This window comes from Herbaspirillum sp. Her3, from assembly GCF_057961275.1.
The window spans coordinates 2,419,816-2,436,904 of sequence record NZ_CM176328.1; the positions used below are offsets into that span (position 1 = coordinate 2,419,816).

Annotated in this window: 12 protein-coding genes; 4 read left to right on the forward strand and 8 right to left on the reverse strand. The window is 64.3% G+C overall.

The genetic code is table 11. The features are described from left to right. Positions 1-39 precede the first annotated feature (39 nt). The 4 genes from ACVC5H_RS11120 to prfB form a co-directional block, all read right to left on the reverse strand. Positions 40-972, reverse strand: coding sequence for an alpha/beta hydrolase (locus tag ACVC5H_RS11120; RefSeq protein ID WP_489622348.1), 933 nt, complete (start codon positions 970-972; stop codon positions 40-42). Between the two features lie 422 nt (positions 973-1,394). Next, positions 1,395-2,069, reverse strand: a complete 675-nt coding sequence (locus tag ACVC5H_RS11125; protein ID WP_489622349.1) for a glycine zipper 2TM domain-containing protein — start codon at positions 2,067-2,069, stop codon at positions 1,395-1,397. 277 nt (positions 2,070-2,346) lie between these two features. Further along, positions 2,347-3,888, reverse strand: coding sequence for a lysine--tRNA ligase (gene lysS / locus ACVC5H_RS11130; protein ID WP_489622350.1), 1,542 nt, complete (start codon positions 3,886-3,888; stop codon positions 2,347-2,349). A gap of 76 nt (positions 3,889-3,964) precedes the next feature. Next, a protein-coding gene (gene prfB, locus ACVC5H_RS11135; protein WP_489622351.1) for a peptide chain release factor 2 occupies positions 3,965-5,069 on the reverse strand; the annotation gives its coding sequence in 2 pieces (ribosomal slippage) (positions 3,965-4,987 and positions 4,989-5,069; 1,104 coding nt in all). A 176-nt stretch (positions 5,070-5,245) separates the two neighbouring features. On the opposite strand from prfB, the gene ACVC5H_RS11140 reads away from it, so the two are divergent. Together ACVC5H_RS11140 and ACVC5H_RS11145 are read left to right on the forward strand one after the other, a co-directional pair. After that, the gene (locus ACVC5H_RS11140) at positions 5,246-7,201 is read left to right on the forward strand and encodes a PhoX family protein (RefSeq protein WP_489622352.1); all 1,956 of its coding nucleotides are present in this window, start codon (positions 5,246-5,248) and stop codon (positions 7,199-7,201) included. An 89-nt stretch (positions 7,202-7,290) separates the two neighbouring features. Next, on the forward strand, positions 7,291-8,022 hold the full coding sequence (locus ACVC5H_RS11145) for a hypothetical protein (protein ID WP_489622353.1): 732 nt from the start codon (positions 7,291-7,293) through the stop codon (positions 8,020-8,022). Here the strand turns inward: ACVC5H_RS11145 and ACVC5H_RS11150 are convergent. The 4 genes from ACVC5H_RS11150 to ACVC5H_RS11165 all read right to left on the reverse strand — a co-directional run bounded on the left by ACVC5H_RS11150 (position 7,964) and on the right by ACVC5H_RS11165 (position 14,764). Beyond that, positions 7,964-9,646, reverse strand: a complete 1,683-nt coding sequence (locus tag ACVC5H_RS11150; protein WP_489622354.1) for a bifunctional diguanylate cyclase/phosphodiesterase — start codon at positions 9,644-9,646, stop codon at positions 7,964-7,966. The two genes, ACVC5H_RS11145 and ACVC5H_RS11150, sit on opposite strands and share 59 nt — an antisense overlap. 200 nt (positions 9,647-9,846) lie before the next feature. Continuing rightward, a complete protein-coding gene (gene recJ / locus ACVC5H_RS11155; RefSeq protein ID WP_489622355.1) occupies positions 9,847-11,541 on the reverse strand; it encodes a single-stranded-DNA-specific exonuclease RecJ in 1,695 nt (564 codons plus the stop codon). Continuing rightward, positions 11,538-12,569: a hypothetical protein gene (locus ACVC5H_RS11160; protein ID WP_489622356.1), complete on the reverse strand. Its 1,032-nt coding sequence runs from the start codon at positions 12,567-12,569 to the stop codon at positions 11,538-11,540. The genes recJ and ACVC5H_RS11160 overlap by 4 nt, the downstream gene beginning before the upstream one ends. Before the next feature lie 71 nt (positions 12,570-12,640). Then, complete coding sequence (locus tag ACVC5H_RS11165) at positions 12,641-14,764, reverse strand: ATP-dependent helicase (protein WP_489622357.1); 2,124 nt, start codon at positions 14,762-14,764, stop codon at positions 12,641-12,643. A gap of 329 nt (positions 14,765-15,093) precedes the next feature. Here ACVC5H_RS11165 and ACVC5H_RS11170 point away from each other — a divergent pair, with 329 nt between their 5' ends. Further along, positions 15,094-16,359 carry a lipoprotein-releasing ABC transporter permease subunit gene (locus ACVC5H_RS11170; RefSeq protein ID WP_489622358.1) on the forward strand — a complete coding sequence of 422 codons (1,266 nt, stop codon included), beginning with the start codon at positions 15,094-15,096 and terminating at the stop codon, positions 16,357-16,359. Continuing rightward, the gene (lolD, locus tag ACVC5H_RS11175) at positions 16,352-17,068 is read left to right on the forward strand and encodes a lipoprotein-releasing ABC transporter ATP-binding protein LolD (RefSeq protein ID WP_489622359.1); all 717 of its coding nucleotides are present in this window, start codon (positions 16,352-16,354) and stop codon (positions 17,066-17,068) included. Before ACVC5H_RS11170 ends, lolD begins: the two co-directional genes overlap by 8 nt. Positions 17,069-17,089: the final 21 nt, after the last annotated feature.

Sequence of the window (17,089 nt, forward strand, 5' to 3'; positions counted from 1 at the left end):
CTGTCAAAAGGCTTACTGGCGTTGTTCCAGCGCATCAACTCAGTAGCGTCTGTCCTTCAGCGGTGAGGAGTGGGCGAGATATTTGCGGCTGATCTCGTTGCCGTGGATCTCGATGCTGCGCTTGATGAACATCACGGTTTCATTGGTGACGATCTCGCGTTCATTGTCCACCGTGATGATGTGATAACAGTCGCCCAGCCAGACCACCTTGCGCACCTCGGCATTGATCTGCTGGAGGATCATTTCGGCGTTGCGCGGGGAGGCGGTCTCGTCGTCGATGGAGTGGATGATCAGGGTATCGGTGCGCACCAGCGGCAGCGAGCTGCGCACGAAGGCGATCATGCGCAGCGCCGCGCGCAGGTGGCGCGCCGGGATGGAGGCTGCACCCACGGCCGCGACGCCATCCTTTTCCAGCGCAGCGGCCACGCGTCGGCGCATCTCGAAGTTCTTGATGCCGTAGGGTTCGCTTTCCTTGTAGGACCAGTTGCGCAGGCCCAGGTCGTAGACCACGGTGAGGAGCTTCCAGTACCAGGGAACCGACCAGCCGTCATATTGCAGCACCGGCGAGAGCAGCACCACCGAGAGCAGGTCCTTGCTGCGCGCAGCCACTGCCAGGGCCAGCGTGGCCCCCATGGACAGGCCGCACAGCGAGACGGTACGGAATTCTTCCTTCAGGCGCGCTACCCGGCTCTCGACCACGGCGCACCAGTCTTCCCAGTCGGGCGAGACGCGCGGATTGGTCAGGGCGGCGGAATAATTGTCGATATTCAGCGGGATGACGGTACAGCCTGCCTTCTTGAGCTGCTTGGGGATGGAGCCCATTTCCAGATGCGAGCCGCACAAGCCGTGCAGCAGGATGACTGCGTGGTCCTTGTGGGGACCGCCATGGCGCTCTTCGGTGTGCCGCTCGTCGGCGGGCTCGGCAACCGCGCTCGTGGTGCCGCTGGTATCAATGGGTGACAGTGAGTCCATAAATCTTCAAACGCTTTTCGCGCCTCGCCGGCGCGGCCTGGCGAATCGTTCGCCCCCCGTTCAGTACGAGTAAGCGGGCCGACGCTTGAGCGCGTTCTGTTTCCCGGCTACCAACTCCGCTGCCGTCCAGGCGGATGACTTTTGGCGAAAGTCTAACTGTCTGAATGGAATGTTGCCAGCGTTTATCAGATGCATTCCCGCCAACCCCGGGTGAGGGAGGCCTTGGTTGCTATCCGGCAGGAAAATGACAATCCGATGACAGAATAACGTTGTAAGTACGCAATGGGTGCACAAGGCTTCATATTTTGCTGAAAATGCCTTGAACCGGGCCCTGTGTGGCCGCGCAGCGACAGCGCCATCAAAAAAAGCCCTTCGAGCGAACTCGAAGGGCTTTGCTCAACAGGACTGCGCGGTCAGCGGGATCAGCCGCGGCCTTCCAGATGGCCATTGACCACCCGCACCTGATCGCCGACGCGCCAGTTCTCGCTGCTCTGCGGGAAGCTGCGGGTCTTGCCGTTTTCCATGCGGACATCGACCACATAGCTGGTGGTGGCGCGCACGTTCTTTTCGACTTCGTTACCGGCATAGCCGCCGCCGACAGCACCGGCGATGGTGGCCAGGGTGCGGCCGGTACCGCCGCCGATCTGGTTGCCCAGGAGGCCGCCGACCACGGCGCCGCCGGCAATGCCCACACCGCTGGTGGGGGCGGTATGGCGCACGGTGCGCACGCCGATCACTTCACCACAGCTGCTGCAGACGGCCGGGGCGCGCTGCGCCACCGGGGCGGCCGCCTGGGCCGGATAGGCGCCTTGCTGCGGCTGGTAGGAAGTCGATTGCGCAGCGGGTTGCTGCGCTTGCTGCTGTTGCGCCGGGGACTGGCCCGGTTGTTCCATGGCCGCAATCTGCTGCGGCGAATTGGCGCTCTTGGAGCTGGGCAAGAGGCCCGTCATGGCGGCCACGCCGATCAGGCTGACCAGGATGACGGCTACCGAAGCACCGGCGACCAGCGGATGGATGCGGCCTGAGGACGACGGCTGGGAGGGTTGAGCCAGACCGTTGTTGTTTGCATTCACGTGTTGTGGGGTATTGGTTTCCATGATGACCTCTCTAGTTGTTCTGTTGTCGTTGATGAGTGGATGACTGGATTATGGAGTGGTCACGGGCCAAAAAAAATCCCGATTCTGTGTCAGTTGTAAGGACATGTAATCCTGCAACAGCGGCACGTAAAGCGGGTTTGCGGCAAGACAACGTTAGCCGGAGACGGTGAGGAAAGTACGGGGGAGGAGGCACGCATCCCGGACGGGAGGCGCAGGAGGGCAATGACGATACCACCCGGGAGCGGCGCGGGGGGCGCCGTCTCCCGGTACAGCAGGATCAGTCTTCGCGGCGCAGGTGCGGGAACAGGATCACGTCGCGGATGTTGGGCGAGTCGGTAATCAACATCATCAGGCGGTCGATGCCGATGCCGCAGCCACCGGCCGGGGGCATGCCGTATTCCAGGGCACGGATGTAGTCGGCGTCGTAATACATGGCTTCTTCGTCACCGGCATCCTTGGCGGCTACCTGGGCCTGGAAGCGGGCGGCCTGGTCTTCGGCATCGTTGAGTTCGGAGAAGCCGTTGGCGATCTCGCGGCCGGTAATGAAGAGCTCAAAGCGCTCGGTGATGCCGGCCACGGTGTCGGAAGCGCGCGCCAGCGGCGAGACTTCGACCGGATAGTCGATGATGTAGGTCGGGTTCCACAGCTGCGATTCGGCCGTTTCTTCGAACAGCGCCAGTTGCAGTGCGCCGATGCCGGCACCGGCCAGCGGGGCCTGGTCGGTCTTGACGCCGAACTTCTTCAGTTCAGTGCGCAGGAAGTCGATGTCGGCCAGTTGCGCTTCGGTGTAGTTGGGTGCGTACTTCAGGATCGCGCCGGTGATGGTCAGGCGGTCGAAGGGCTTGGACAGGTCCAGCTCGCGGCCCTGGTAGGTCAGTACCGCAGTGCCGTGGGCATCGATGGCGGCCTGGCGGATCACCTGTTCGGTGAAGCCCATCAGCCACTGGTAATCCACGTAGGCGGCGTAGAACTCCATCATCGTGAATTCGGGATTGTGACGCGGCGAGACACCTTCGTTGCGGAAGTTGCGGTTGATCTCGAAGACGCGCTCGAAGCCGCCCACCACCAGGCGCTTCAGGTACAGCTCGGGGGCAATGCGCATGAACATCTGCATGTCCAGCGCATTGTGATGGGTGATGAAAGGCTTGGCCGCCGCGCCGCCCGGGATCGGGTGCAGCATCGGGGTTTCCACTTCCATGAAGCCGTTGGTTTCCATGAAGCGGCGGATCGACGACATCGCGGCGGTACGCGCCTTGAAGGTGCGGCGGGTCTCTTCGCTCATGATCAGGTCGACGTAGCGCTGGCGATACTTCATTTCCTGGTCGGCCAGGCCGTGGAACTTGTCCGGCAGCGGGCGCAGCGACTTGGTGATGAGCTTGAGCTTGGTGACCTTGATGGACAGTTCGCCGGTCTTGGTCTTGAAGAGCGACCCTTCGGCACCCAGGATATCGCCCAGGTCATAGTGCTTGAAGGCGGCCATGGCTTCTTCGCCGGTGACGTCACGGGTCACGTAGAGCTGGATGCGGCCATCGGCACGCACGCCGGAGGCATCCTGCAGGGTGGCGAAGGCAGCCTTGCCCATGACCCGCTTCAACATCATGCGGCCGGCGACGGTGACGGTGACCGGCTCGGCTTCCAGGGCTTCGTTCTCGAAGCCGTCATATTTCGCATGCAGGTCGGCGGCGTTGTTGGCCGGACGGAAATCGTTGGGGAAGGCGACGCCCTGTTCGCGGATGGCCGCCAGCTTGGCGCGGCGCTCGGCGATGATGCTGTTCTCGTCGGCTGCCGGCTGGGCGGCGGGGGTGTTTTGCGTGGTCATGGTTGGAATTCTTGAAGGTTGAACGGTCGGATCAGCAAGAGCCGGCCGCGCAGCAAGGCCGCGCGGCCGCTCCGGATCAGACGCCCTGTTTCAGCGAGGCCGCGATGAAGTCGTCGAGGTCGCCATCGAGGACGGCCTTGGTGTTGCCGGTTTCGAAGTTGGTGCGCAAGTCCTTGATGCGGGACTGGTCCAGCACGTAGGAGCGGATCTGGTGGCCCCAGCCGACGTCGGTCTTGGAGTCTTCCAGCTTCTGCTGCTCGCTCATGCGCTTGCGCAGTTCCAGTTCGAACAGCTTGGCGCGCAGCATGTCCCAGGCTTCGGCACGGTTGCGGTGCTGGCTGCGGTCGTTCTGGCATTGCACGACGATGCCCGACGGCGCGTGCGTCAGGCGCACGGCGGAGTCGGTCTTGTTGATGTGCTGGCCACCGGCACCGGAGGCGCGGTAGGTGTCCACCCGCACGTCGGCCGGGTTGATCTCGATCTCGAAGGATTCGTCCACTTCGGGGTAGACGAAGAGACTGGAGAAGGAGGTATGGCGGCCATTGGACGAGTCGAAGGGCGACTTGCGCACCAGCCGGTGCACGCCGGTTTCGGTGCGCAGGAAGCCATAGGCGTATTCGCCCTCGACCTTGATGGTGGCGGTCTTGATGCCGGCCACTTCACCGTCGGACTGTTCCAGGATCTCGGCCTTGAAGCCCTTGCGTTCGCAGTAGCGCAGGTACTGGCGCAGCAGCATGGAAGCCCAGTCCTGGGCTTCGGTGCCACCCGCACCGGCCTGGATGTCGATGAAGCAGTTGTTGGCGTCCATGGGGCCGCTGAACATGCGGCGGAATTCCATTTCTTCCACCAGCTTCTTCAGGTTCTCGGCGTCGCCTTCGATGGAGACGATGGTGTCTTCGTCCTTTTCCTCGCGGGCCATCTCGAAGAGGTCGCGGGCATCGGTGAGTTCGCTGTCGATCTTGATGAGGGTGTGGACGATCGCTTCCAGCGATTTCTTTTCCTTGCCGAGGTCCTGGGCCCGCTTCTGGTCGTTCCAGACGTTGGGGTCTTCCAGTTCGGCGTTGACTTGTTCGAGTTTCTCCGACTTCACATCGAAGTCAAAGATACCTCCGAAGCTCGGTGGCGCGGGTGGCCAGGTCGTCGAGCAGGGATTGGAGGGAATTGAGGCGTTCTGCTTCCATGATGGTTTCTTTTGCGATCAAACCTCGAATTATACAAGAGGAGGAGGGCAGTTTCACCCCCGTCACGCGCCTGTCATTTTCCCTCGCTACCATCGGCGCGCTTGTTTGACTGACAAAATCCTGACGGCGGCGCCCGGCGCTGCCTGCCACCTGCTAGCCAATACGGAGAACCTTCGATGAGACAGCCCGCCCCCACCGCCCACCCATCCCCCGCCGAAGCGCCGCAAGCCGGCCGCCGCAGCCTGCTCAAGGCCCTGGGTGCCGCGCCCCTGCTGCCGCTGACCGGTGGCCTGTCGGCCTCGGCCCTGCTGGCCGCGTGTGCCACCCCGGGCGCGGGCAAGCCGTTCGCCTCGGCGCGCTTCACCGGCATGCCTGCCCCGACCCTGGACAACCCGGCCGCCATGGCCGCCACCACCGTCGGTTCGGCCCTGGAAGTGAGCTTTACGGATGGCAGCAAGCAGAGCTACAAGCTGGCCTACCAGCCCTTCTTCATGACCGGCGACATGGTGCCCAACGGAAAGGGCGGCACCATCCTGGCCGGCGGCTACCTGGACATCCACAACCAGCCCATCATCGACCGCTCGGTTGCGGGCCGGGAGCGCCAGTTCTATTCCGACTGCCCGGATGGTTCCTCGCTGCTGACTCTGCAAAACGCCAAAGTGCCCGGCGTGAAGGGCAATGCGGTGTTTGCCGTGGTGCAATTCGAGTACACCACCCGCGACCAGAAGCAGGCTGCCATGTACGGCCAGCTGCCGTCGCCCATCGCCGTACTGACGCTGGACCAGGATCCGTCCTCGGGCAAGCTCTCGCTGGTGCGATACCACAACGTCGACACATCCCAGGTCAACGGCCTGTGGATCACCTGCGGTGCCAGCCTGTCGCCCTGGAATACGCACCTGTCGTCGGAAGAATATGAACCGGACGCCTCGGCCATCGCATCCAATCCGCAATTCAAGGCCTTCAGCAAGAATCTCTATGGCGACGAGAACCGCGCCAATCCCTACCACTACGGCCACCTGCCGGAAGTGACCGTCAACCCGGACGGCACCGGCTCCATCAAGAAGCACTACTGCCTGGGCCGCATCTCGCACGAGCTGGTGCAGGTCATGCCCGACCAGCGCACCGTGTTGATGGGCGACGATGCCACCAATGGCGGCCTGTTCATGTTCATCGCCGATCGCGCCGCCGACCTGTCCTCCGGCACGCTCTACGTGGCGCGCTGGGAGCAGGTCTCGGGCGTCGGTCCGGGCGCCGGCAAGCTGTCCTGGGTGCGCCTGGGCAGCGCCACCAGCGCCGAAGTCAAGGCCATGGCGGACCGCTACAAGGCCGCCGACATCATGGACATCCGCACCAGCGATCCGGCCGATGGCTCCTTCTCCAAGATCCCGTTCAATGGCAAGTTCAACTGGGTGCGCGTCAAGCCGGGTATGGAAAAGGCCGCGGCCTTCCTGGAGACCCACCGCTACGCTGCCCTGGCTGGCGGCAGCCTGGGCTTCACCAAGATGGAAGGCACGACCGTCAATGCGCGCGACAAGATCGCCTATTCGGCCATGTCCTACATCCAGACCTCGATGCTCAATGGTTCCGGCCACATCAAGGTCGAAGGCCCCAAGGCTGGTGCCGTGTATGCCCTGAACCTGCGCGGCGGCCAGCGCGATGCGGCGGGCAAGGCCATCGACAGCGAATGGGTGGCCGTCGACATGGCCGCGCCGGCAGCGCTGGTCGGTGTGGACCTGAAGACCCCGGATGCGCTGGGCAACCTGGCCGACCAGGAACACATCGCCAATCCGGACAACATCAAGTTTTCCGAAAAGCTGCGCACTTTGTTCATCGGCGAAGACAGCGGTATGCACGTCAACAACTTCCTGTGGGCTTACAACGTCGATACCAAGGCGCTCACCCGGGTGCTGTCCTGCCCGGCGGGTGCCGAATCGACCGGCCTGCATGCGGTCGACGAGATCAACGGCTGGACCTACGTGATGAGCAATTTCCAGCACGCCGGCGACTGGGAAAAGGGCTTGCACGACAAGGTGAAGGACACCCTCGATCCGCTGGTGCGGGCCAACTACAAGGACCGCTTCGGTGCCACGGTCGGCTACCTGACCGGTTTGCCGCATACGGGAAAGGCCTGATGTGAAGTAAAGGGGTTCACCCTGAAGCGGGTGGACGGAACGCATTCTGCCAGGATCAGTCCTAACAGCTCGTTCCGTCCCGCTCGCCGATGACCAGAAAGCTGTCTTCCTCCTTATCGCTACCGCTCCTGTGTGCCATGCTGCTGGCCGCATGTGCCAGCACTCCCGCGCCGCACGGCCAGGTCAAAGGGGTCGAGGCCAGTTCGCGCGAGATGGGGCAATCCGACAGCAACCGCGTGGCCACGCTGGCCATGCGGGCTAATCTGGACAGCCTGTACCTGTTGATGTCCAAGCTGTATCGGCGCAATCCGGCCGAATGGAAAAAGACTGCAACTACCCGCGAAGAGGCCGAAAAGAAAGTACGCCAGGCCATCGAAGAGCGCCAGCCCTGGCCCGAGCTGCAAGGCAAGCGCGACATCCAGGCCATGACTCTGGCGCTGGCACCGGAATTCAAGGGAGACCGCGTAGCCGCCTTCATCCATGCCACTGCCGATATGATTATCGTGGCGCACGGCAACAGGATCGAATTCTTCCTGGTCGACGGGCTTGATGCCCAGCATCTCTACAACGCAGCCCGCAACGTTGAAATTGCCGCATGGATCCTGGCCAGCCGACGTAATGCCGCTGGCGTGCCCTTGTTGCTGTCCGACGAGATCGGCAACGAGGCGCGCAATCTCAGTTTTGAACGCGAATTCGGCAAGATCGTCGGCCGCCTGGACCTGATGGCCGAATTCATGACCGAGCGCTATCGCCGCGCCGGCATCAGTTATGTGCAGAACCTGCTGGGCGGCTCATTCCTGCAGTTTCTGCCGGTGCGCTGAGTTCTTCTGCCGCCGCCGGGCGCGCCGGGGCGATCACGTAGCAGCCGCGCCCGTTGCCCTTGGCGGCGTACATGGCCTTGTCGGCCGCTTGCAGGAGGCTGTCGGCATCACAGCTGCCATCACAGACGGCAATGCCGACCGATACACCCAGCTGGAACTCGCCCTGGGGCAGGTGCAGCGGTTCGGATACCACCTTGATGCATTTTTCGGCCAGCACCTGGGCGCCGCTTTCGAAGGGCCGTCCGAGATCGGTGACGAGCAGCACGAACTCGTCTCCACCTACCCGCGCCAGGGTGTCGCCATGGCGCGCCACCTGGCGCAGGCGGCGGGTGACTTCCTGCAGCGCATGGTCACCGGCCTTGTGGCCGAGGGTATCGTTGATGGGCTTGAAGCCGTCCAGATCCAGGAACAACAGTGCCACGCCATTGCGTTCGCGGCAGGCGTGCGTCAGGGCGGCTTCCATGCGCTCGGCCAGCATCATGCGGTTGGGCAGGCCGGTCAGTACGTCATGATGGGCCTGGTGCTGCAGTTCGGCCTGGTGCATCTTCAGCCGCGACAGCAAGCCATTGAAGGCCATGGTCAGATGTCCGACTTCATCGCGCCGCTCCACCGGCAGCGGCGACAGCGGCAGCTCGCCGCGCGTCATGCGGCGGGCCAGGTCGGCGGCGCGGTGCAAGGGACGGAAGAACCAGAAATACGCCCCCAGGACCAGTGCCAGGATGATCACCGACTGGATCAGGCCACCGCGTCCGATCAGGGCGCGGGTCCGTTCGGTCTTCGGCATCGCCGCCGCCAGCGGCAAGGTCACGGCGACCATCCAGCTGGTACCCGGCACCGAGGCGAATGCCTTGATCTCATTGACGCCATTGGCGGCCAGGCCCACCCCATTGCCACGAAAGCCTTGCAGGGCCTGATCCATCAAGGGGTCCTGGCCGGCCGGAGGCAGCAGCGTCAACTGCAGGGCCTCGTCGCTGGAGGCGATCACCATCCGCTGCGCCGGTGAAATCAGCAAGAAACTGCCGATCGGCTCCCGCCGTGCCCGCTGCAGGTGATCGAGCAAGCCCGGCGCGTTCAGTTCGTGGCTGCCGCCCATGACGCCGACGACCTGGCCTGCCGCGTTGCGCAGCGGGGTCAGCATGGCGATGATGGGTTTGCCAGTTACCGGGTTGGCCAGTGGCGGGCCGATCACGGTGTCGCCTTGCAGCACCCGCTCGAAGTCGGCGTACTGGGTCAGCGACAGCGCGCGGCGGCCGTTCTGTGTCGGGTACTCCACCAGGATGCGGCCATGGAGGTCGGCGATGAAGAGGCCCTGTCCAAACAGGGGGAGCAATTGCTGATGGCCTTCCAGCCAGGCCCGCGCGGCAGCCGGATCTTCCTGCAGACCTGGCGGCAGATGCCGTGACAAGCCTTCCAGATAATGAACGCGCTCCTGTACGCGGTAGCCGATGTCATCGGCCAGATAGCTGGCAATGGTGCTTTGCTGGTCGGCCGCGACCTGGGCCTGTTCTTTTTCGAGGAAGCCCACCAGCAGGTAATAGCGCAGGAACGCGCTGCCCACGATCAGCACAAGGCCGAAGAGGACGAGCCGGGTCACCAGGCTGCAATTGAAGCGCTTGATCTTCATTCAGGGGTTTGATGTTGTTGTTATTCCTGGAGCGCCCGTGTTGACAGCTTCCCTCAACTCTGTCCGGAAGTCGCTCCAACCCAACATTGTGCCACTGCAACCAAGCGCTTGGCGGCCTTTTTTGTACACTGTTGTCTGTCTGCAATCCATGCTTGGCGCGGCTTTCGCGGCCAGGGATGGATGTCGGCTGATTGTCAGGATCAGGCTGGTTCGGCGTGTTCCACCATCAGTTGCACGGTGGTCTTGCCGTTGTACTCATTGGCATCCAGGCGGAAGGCGACCTGCGCGTGGTCGGGCAGGGCATCGGTATGGCCGAACCAGATGGCGTCATATTTGCGGCCACCTTTTTCCAGTTGCAGCTTGAGATGCTTGTCCTTGAGGATGCGCTGGCTGAGCACGCGGAAATGGTCGCAGAAGACCGGCGGTGCAAAGCCCTGGCCCCACACTTGCTGGTCCATCAGGCTGATGAATTCCACCGAATAGTAGCTGTCTTCGAGTTCGCCATCGGTTTCGATGACCCGCTCCAGCTGGTTTTGCGTCAGCCAGTCGCGGCCGACCGCCTCGAAGGCCTGTGAAAAGGCGTCGAAGGCTTCGGCATGGATGGTCAGTCCGGCCGCCATGGCGTGGCCACCGAACTTGGTCATCACCGAGGGTGCATGCTTGGACACCAGGTCCAGCGCATCGCGCAGGTGGAAGCCTGCAATCGAGCGGCCCGAGCCCTTGATGAAACCTTCATCTCCCGGCGCGAAGGTGATCGTGGGACGGTAGAACTTGTCCTTCAGGCGCGAGGCCACGATGCCGATCACGCCCTGGTGCCAGGACGGATCGAAGACCGCGATGGTGCGGCGGTCGGCCGGGTTGAAGTCGTCCAGCAGCAGCAGGGCGGTATCCTGCATGCCGGCTTCGATGTCGCGCCGTTCGCGGTTGATGGCGTCCAGTTGCTGGGCGATGGCCCAGGCGCGGCCTTCGTCGTCGGTGGTCAGGCATTCGATGCCCAGCGACATGTCGGCCAGGCGGCCGGCGGCGTTCAGGCGCGGGCCGACGGCAAAACCGAGGTCGAAGGGTGTGGCCCGGCGTGCCTCGCGGCCGGCCGCGCGGAACAGGGCGGCGATGCCGGGATGCATCTTGCCGCTGCGCATGCGCTTCAAGCCCTGTGCCACCAGGATACGGTTGTTGGCGTCCAGTTTCACCACGTCGGCCACGGTGCCCAGGGCCACCAGGTCGAGCAGGCTGTCCAGGCGGGGCTGGGTCTGGGCATCGAAGAGGCCGCGCTTGCGCATCTCGGCGCGCAAGGCCAGCAGTACGTAGAACATCACCCCCACACCCGCCAGGTTCTTGCTCGGGAAGCCGCACTGCGGCTGGTTGGGATTGACGATCACGCGCGCCTCGGGCAGGGCGTCGCCCGGCAGGTGGTGGTCGGTCACCACCACGTCGATGCCGCGCCGCTTGGCCTCGGCCACCCCATCGATGCTGGCGATGCCGTTGTCGACGGTGACGATGATGTCGGGATTCTTCTCGCGCACGGTCAGTTCGACGATCTCGGGCGTGAGGCCATAACCGTACTCGAAGCGATTGGGCACGATGTAGTCCACCTGCGCCCCCAACAGGCGCAGTCCGCGCAGGCCGACCGCACAGGCGGTGGCGCCGTCGCAGTCATAGTCGGCGACGATGACCAGTTTCTTGCGCGCGGCGATGGCATCGGCCAGGTAGCTGGCGGCGGCGTCGATGTGCAGCAGGCCGGACGGGGCGATCAGGGCGTTGAGTTCGCTGGCCAGCTCACGCGCGGTGGACAGGCCGCGCGCCGCATAGACGCGCGCCAGCACCGGGTGCACGCCTTCGGCAATGAGTTGTTCTGCCTGGGCGATGTCATAGGTACGGGTGGTGACGCGAATCATGCCGACAGCCCCGACAGCGAAGGTTTGCGCCAGAAACGCCGCAATGCGCCGCGCGTGACCACCACTTCCTGGCTGCGGTCCGCGCCGGTCAGGATCAGGTTCAGCGACTCCAGCGCACCGGCCCGTAGCGACACCAGCAAGGGCGCCAGCCAGTCGCGGTCCAGATGTTCCAGGTGTTGCAGCCACAGGCCCCATTCCTCGGCGAGAGCGGCTTCGGCCAGCGCATCGAGGACCAGCAGGCGATGGCCGCCGGTTTGCACGATCTGGGCTGCGCCACTCTCCTTGACCTCTTCGCCGAAGGCGCGCAGCCAGCCACGCAGGCCGAAGCGGCTGGCATAGCGGTCCTGGGCCAGCGTGCCGGCGTCGGCACCGCCCCAGATCCAGATCGAATTGATGGCCTTCTGGCCGCGCATTTCGCGCTGTTCGTTGAGGGACTCGGCGAACCATTGCATCTGCACTTCATTTTGCAGTTTGCGCCAGGCCAGCTCGCCCGGACCTTCCGGCATCCAGATATCGACATTGCGCCCGCTGGCCGCCGAAGGCGTGGAGGTGCGCAGGCCGGCCCAGGCATCGGCCCGGATGAACCAGGTGCGGGCATCGCCATAGACCAGCTCATGGCCGATCTCGGTAAAGAGCGGCAGGGCGGCATCGAACAGGCGGCGCGATTCGTCCTCTTCCAGTTGCAACTGGCCGATGTCGGTCAGCACCAGATGGTCGCGCGCCACGTGGATGTGCGCCGGGTGCAGCACGAACCAGTGGCCAGCTGCAGGTGCATGGCCCAGGCTTTGCATCAGGGCGCTGGCGGCGGCCGGGCTGGAATCCTGCGGTGCCGGGGGCAGGCCGAAACGCTGTGCCAGCCAGTGTTCATGCGGCAGGGCGCGCGAAAACGGATCATGCGCCTGGCGCGGCGCGGCCTTGCCCCGGCCCAGCAGCATGGCCAGGGCCGGCGCCTGGCACTGGCGCAGCAGGTCGCGCGCCAGCTCGGCCGGGGGCAGGGCGAACGGAATGAGGATGTCGAGTTGATTCATGGGGCGCTATTTTAGCGGCTGGCGCGCCGCTTGGCCCCGTCGTCTGCACAAAGCTTCACTTCAAGGCAGTGTCATTGCTTGTTCCAGGCGGTTTTGGCGCGCTGCCGCACCAGCATGCGTACGCTGTCCGGCATGGGCGTGCGGGCGCCGTTGACCTCGGCCGAGAGCCACAGGCTGTCTTCGAAGAAGGGCAACATGCGCGGCGTGATGAAGCGGCTGCGGATGCCGTTGACGTGGCGGTCGCCCTGCGCGGTCTGCTGGGTGATGTAGAAGCGCTGCGGCACCACCAGGTGCAGATATTGCCTGGCGCGCGTCATGGCGACATACAGCAGGCGCCGCTCCTCGGCGATCTCGGCCTCGCTGCCGGTGGCCAGATCGGACGGGATGCAGCCATCGACCACGTTCAGGACATGCACCGAGCGCCATTCCTGGCCCTTGGCGGAGTGGATGGTGGAAAGCGTCAGGTAATCCTCGTCGCGGTAGGGCGGGGCGGAGAAATCGCTGCTGGCCTCGGGCGGGTCCAGCGTCAGTTCGGTGAGGAATTTCTCGCGCGAGGCGTAGCCATTGGCCAGGGCGGCCAGTTGCTCGATGTCGGCGGCGCGGGCGTCGGCATCCTCGTAGCGCTGCTCCAGCTGCGGCAGATACCAGTCGCGCGCGGCCTGGATGTCGGTCGGCCAGGCGGCGCTGGCGCGGCGCATCAGGGCATAGGTATCGGCAAAGGCCTGCCATTGCAGGGCGATGTTGGCCGGGGCGCCGAACTGCAGCAGGGCATCGGCCGGGTCGCTGGCGGTGGCCATCAGGTCCAGCACCTTCCTGGCGGTGGCCGGGCCCACGCCGGGGATCAGCTGCAGCGCGCGAAAACCCGCCATGCGGCCGCTGGGATTGTGCGCCAGGCGCAGCAGCGACAGCAGGTCCTTGATGTGGGTGCTTTCCAGGAACTTGAGGCCGCCGAATTTCACGAAGGGGATGTTGCGCCTGACCAGTTCCAGCTCCAGCGCCGCGCTGTGGGCGGCGGTACGGAACAGCACCGCCTGGGATTTCAGGGTGAGCCCTTCTTCACGATGCGCCAGGATGCGGTTGGCCACCCAGCGCGCCTGTTCGGCCTCATCCGGAATCACCACCAGTTGCGGCTTCTGCGAAGAAGGCTTGTCGCTCCAGAGCTGCTTGACGTGGCGCTCCGGCGCGTCGGCGATGACCGCATTGGAGGCCTGCAGGATGGGCTGTGTGGAGCGGTAGTTCTGCTCCAGTGTCAACAGCCGCGCCGGCTGCGTGAACAGCTCGGGGAAGTCGAGGATGTTGCGCACCGTTGCGCCACGGAAAGAATAGATGGACTGGGCATCGTCGCCCACGGCCGTCACGCCGGCACCGTCGGGCTTCATCCTTTGCAGGATCTCGGCTTGCAGGCGGTTGGTGTCCTGGTACTCATCCACCAGCACATGATCGAAACGCGCCCCGACCGATTGCGCGATCTCGGGGTCCGACAGCATGTCGGCCCAGAACAGCAGCAGGTCATCGTAATCCAGCACGTGCTGGGCTTCCTTGGCCTCGACATAGCGGGTGAAGAGCTCGCCCAGCAGCCTTTCCCATTCCCGGCACCACGGGAACTGGGTCTGCAGCACCGTGCCCAGATCTTGCCGGGTATTGACCGCACGTGAATAAATGGACAGGCAGGTGGCCTTCAGCGGAAAGCGCTTGTCGGTGGCAGACAGCCCCATCTCATGGCGCAGCAGTCCGATCAGGTCTTCCGAATCGCCGCGATCCTGGATGGTGAAGTCTTCTTCCAATCCGATGACGGCCGCGTATTCCCGCAGCAGGCGCGCGCCGATGGCGTGGAAGGTGCCCGACCACGGCAGTTGCGGCGGGGCATCGGCGGCACCCAGGCCCAACACCTGGCGGATCACCTGCCCGACCCGGCGGCCCATGTCGGCGGCGGCCCGGCGCGAGAAGGTCAGCAGCAGGATGCGCTGCGGGTCGGCGCCGTCCAGGATCAGCCGCGCCACCCGGTGCGCCAGGGTATTGGTCTTGCCCGAACCGGCGCCAGCCACGATCAGCAGCGGCGGCTGCTGCGCCGGGGGCAGCTTGCTGCCGTGATCGACGGCTTCGCGCTGCCAGGCATTGAGGCGCGCGAACGGATCGCGCTCGGCAGCGGGTGGGCTGCAGGCTTCAGGCGCGTCCTGGGTCAGTTCAGTGGGCATGGTGCAGGGAAATTCATAGGGGCAATGGGTGAGCAAGCGGATACTGTATATATAAACAGTTGCCGCCGCAACAGGTCGCGCATGCTTTATATGAAGCTGGATGGCGCGAACCTCTGCCGTGGAAGTGAATCTACATGCATCACGGCGAGCAATCGACGGGTCAAGCGCGAGCATGGGAGCCCGGCCAGGGATGGGCCGAGGCGCCAAACTGTGGCAAACTTCGCGCTTTGTCTTCGCCCGTGTTGGCGTGCGGCCAGAGGATTGCGTTCCTGCAACGGGGGCGCGAGGCCACTGGCGGCACATTGTGCAGGCCCTCTCCCGGAGCAACTTTGAGTCTGATTAAAAACCTGCCGTTCGAATGGCTGGTCGGCATCCGCTACACGCGGGCCGGCAAGCGCAGCGGCCGCAACAGTTTCATTTCCTTCATTTCCCTTATTTCGATGTCCGGCATCGCGCTGGGCGTGGCTGCCTTGATCGTCGTCCTCTCGGTGATGAACGGCTTCCAGAAGGAGGTGCGCGACCGCATGCTGTCCGTGCTGGCGCATATCGAGGTGTTCGATGCCTCCGGTTCCATGAAGGACTGGCAGTCCGTGGCCAAGCAGACCTTCCAGAATCCCGAAGTGCTGGGCGCCGCACCCTACGTGGCCGGCCAGGCCATGATGACGCGCGACGACAACCTGCGCGGCGTGCTGGTGCGCGGCGTGCTGCCCGAGGAAGAGCCCAAGGTCTCGGACGTGGCCAAGCAGGTCAAGCAGGGCAGCTTCGATTCCCTGAAACCCGGCGAATTCAACATCGTCATCGGCGGCGAGCTGGCGCGCGGCATGCGTGTGGGGCTGGGCGACAAGGTGACGGTGATCGTGCCGCAAGGGCAGGTGACCCCGGCCGGCGTACTGCCGCGCCTGAAGCAGTTCACCGTGACCGGGATCTTCGAGGCGGGCCATTATGAATTTGATTCGACCCTGGCTTTCATCCATCTCCAGGATGCCGAAACCCTGTTCCGCATGGATGCCCCGACCGGCGTGCGCCTGCGCATCCGCGACATGCTGCAGGCCCCGGAAGTGACCCAGCAGCTGGCGCGCACCCTGACGGGCGACCTCTACCTGCGCGACTGGTCGCAGCAGAACAGCAACTGGTTCGCAGCGGTGAAGACCGAAAAGCGCATGATGTTCATCATCCTCACCCTCATCATTGCGGTGGCAGCCTTCAACCTGGTCTCCACGCTGGTGATGACGGTGACCGACAAGCAGGCCGACATCGCCATCCTGCGCACGCTGGGCGCGTCGCCCGGGTCCATCATGAAGATCTTCGTGATCCAGGGGGCGCTGGTGGGGCTGATCGGTACGGCCATCGGCGTCGGCCTGGGGGTACTGGTGGCGCTCAACATCGATGTGCTGGTGCCGGCCATCGAGCACGCCTTCCATGTGCAGTTCCTGCCCAAGAGCATCTACGTGATTTCTGAATTGCCCTCCGACCTGATCTGGTCGGATGTCTACACCATCGGCGGCGTGGCCGTGGTGCTGGCTTTCCTGGCCACGCTGTATCCGAGCTGGGCTGCAGCCCGTGTCAAACCGGCGGAGGCGCTGCGCTATGAATAATCCCGATCCGATCAAGAACCGCCAGGCCGTGCTGTCGTCGCGCGGCCTCGGCAAGACCTTCACCCAGGGTAAATATTCGGTGAAGGTCTTGGGCAATGTCGACATCGACGTCTACCATGGCGAGCAGGTGGCCATCGTTGGTGCCTCGGGCTCGGGCAAGTCGACCCTGCTGCATCTGCTGGGCGGGCTGGATACGCCCAGCACCGGCACCGTGAACCTGCTGGGCAAGGATTTTGCCAACCTGGGCGAGAGCGAGCGGGGCAGCTTGCGCAACCAGTCGCTGGGCTTCGTCTACCAGTTCCACCATTTGCTGCCGGAATTCTCGGCGCTGGATAACGTGGCCATGCCGCTGATGATCCGGCGCGTCAAGCGTGCCGAGGCCCAGGAGCAGGCGCGCGAGATGCTGGAGAAGGTCGGCCTGGCGCAGCGTGTGACGCACGTGCCGGGTGAACTTTCCGGCGGCGAGCGCCAGCGCGTGGCATTGGCGCGGGCGCTGGTGACGCGTCCGGCCTGCGTGCTGGCGGACGAGCCAACCGGCAACCTGGACCGCAGCACGGCGGACCGCACCTTCGAGCTGATGATCGAGCTTTCGCGCACGCTGGGCACGGCCTTCGTGATCGTGACCCACGACATCGAACTGGCAGGCCGCTGTGCGCGCGTGTTGCGCTTGTCCGACCAGGGCCTGAAAGTGGCTGTGCAGCAGCCTTGATGCATTCCGGGTAAGCTAGGG

What these genes read in the sequence shown, in the direction of transcription:
- lysS (WP_489622350.1), bottom strand. Translation starts at nt 3,888, where the DNA reads ATGACCACGCAAAACACCCCCGCCGCCCAGCCGGCAGCCGACGAGAAC.
- ACVC5H_RS11140 (WP_489622352.1), top strand. Translation starts at nt 5,246, where the DNA reads ATGAGACAGCCCGCCCCCACCGCCCACCCATCCCCCGCCGAAGCGCCG.
- ACVC5H_RS11125 (WP_489622349.1), bottom strand. Translation starts at nt 2,069, where the DNA reads ATGGAAACCAATACCCCACAACACGTGAATGCAAACAACAACGGTCTG.
- recJ (WP_489622355.1), bottom strand. Translation starts at nt 11,541, where the DNA reads ATGATTCGCGTCACCACCCGTACCTATGACATCGCCCAGGCAGAACAA.
- ACVC5H_RS11150 (WP_489622354.1), bottom strand. Translation starts at nt 9,646, where the DNA reads ATGAAGATCAAGCGCTTCAATTGCAGCCTGGTGACCCGGCTCGTCCTC.
- ACVC5H_RS11145 (WP_489622353.1), top strand. Translation starts at nt 7,291, where the DNA reads ATGACCAGAAAGCTGTCTTCCTCCTTATCGCTACCGCTCCTGTGTGCC.
- ACVC5H_RS11165 (WP_489622357.1), bottom strand. Translation starts at nt 14,764, where the DNA reads ATGCCCACTGAACTGACCCAGGACGCGCCTGAAGCCTGCAGCCCACCC.
- ACVC5H_RS11160 (WP_489622356.1), bottom strand. Translation starts at nt 12,569, where the DNA reads ATGAATCAACTCGACATCCTCATTCCGTTCGCCCTGCCCCCGGCCGAG.
- ACVC5H_RS11120 (WP_489622348.1), bottom strand. Translation starts at nt 972, where the DNA reads ATGGACTCACTGTCACCCATTGATACCAGCGGCACCACGAGCGCGGTT.
- lolD (WP_489622359.1), top strand. Translation starts at nt 16,352, where the DNA reads ATGAATAATCCCGATCCGATCAAGAACCGCCAGGCCGTGCTGTCGTCG.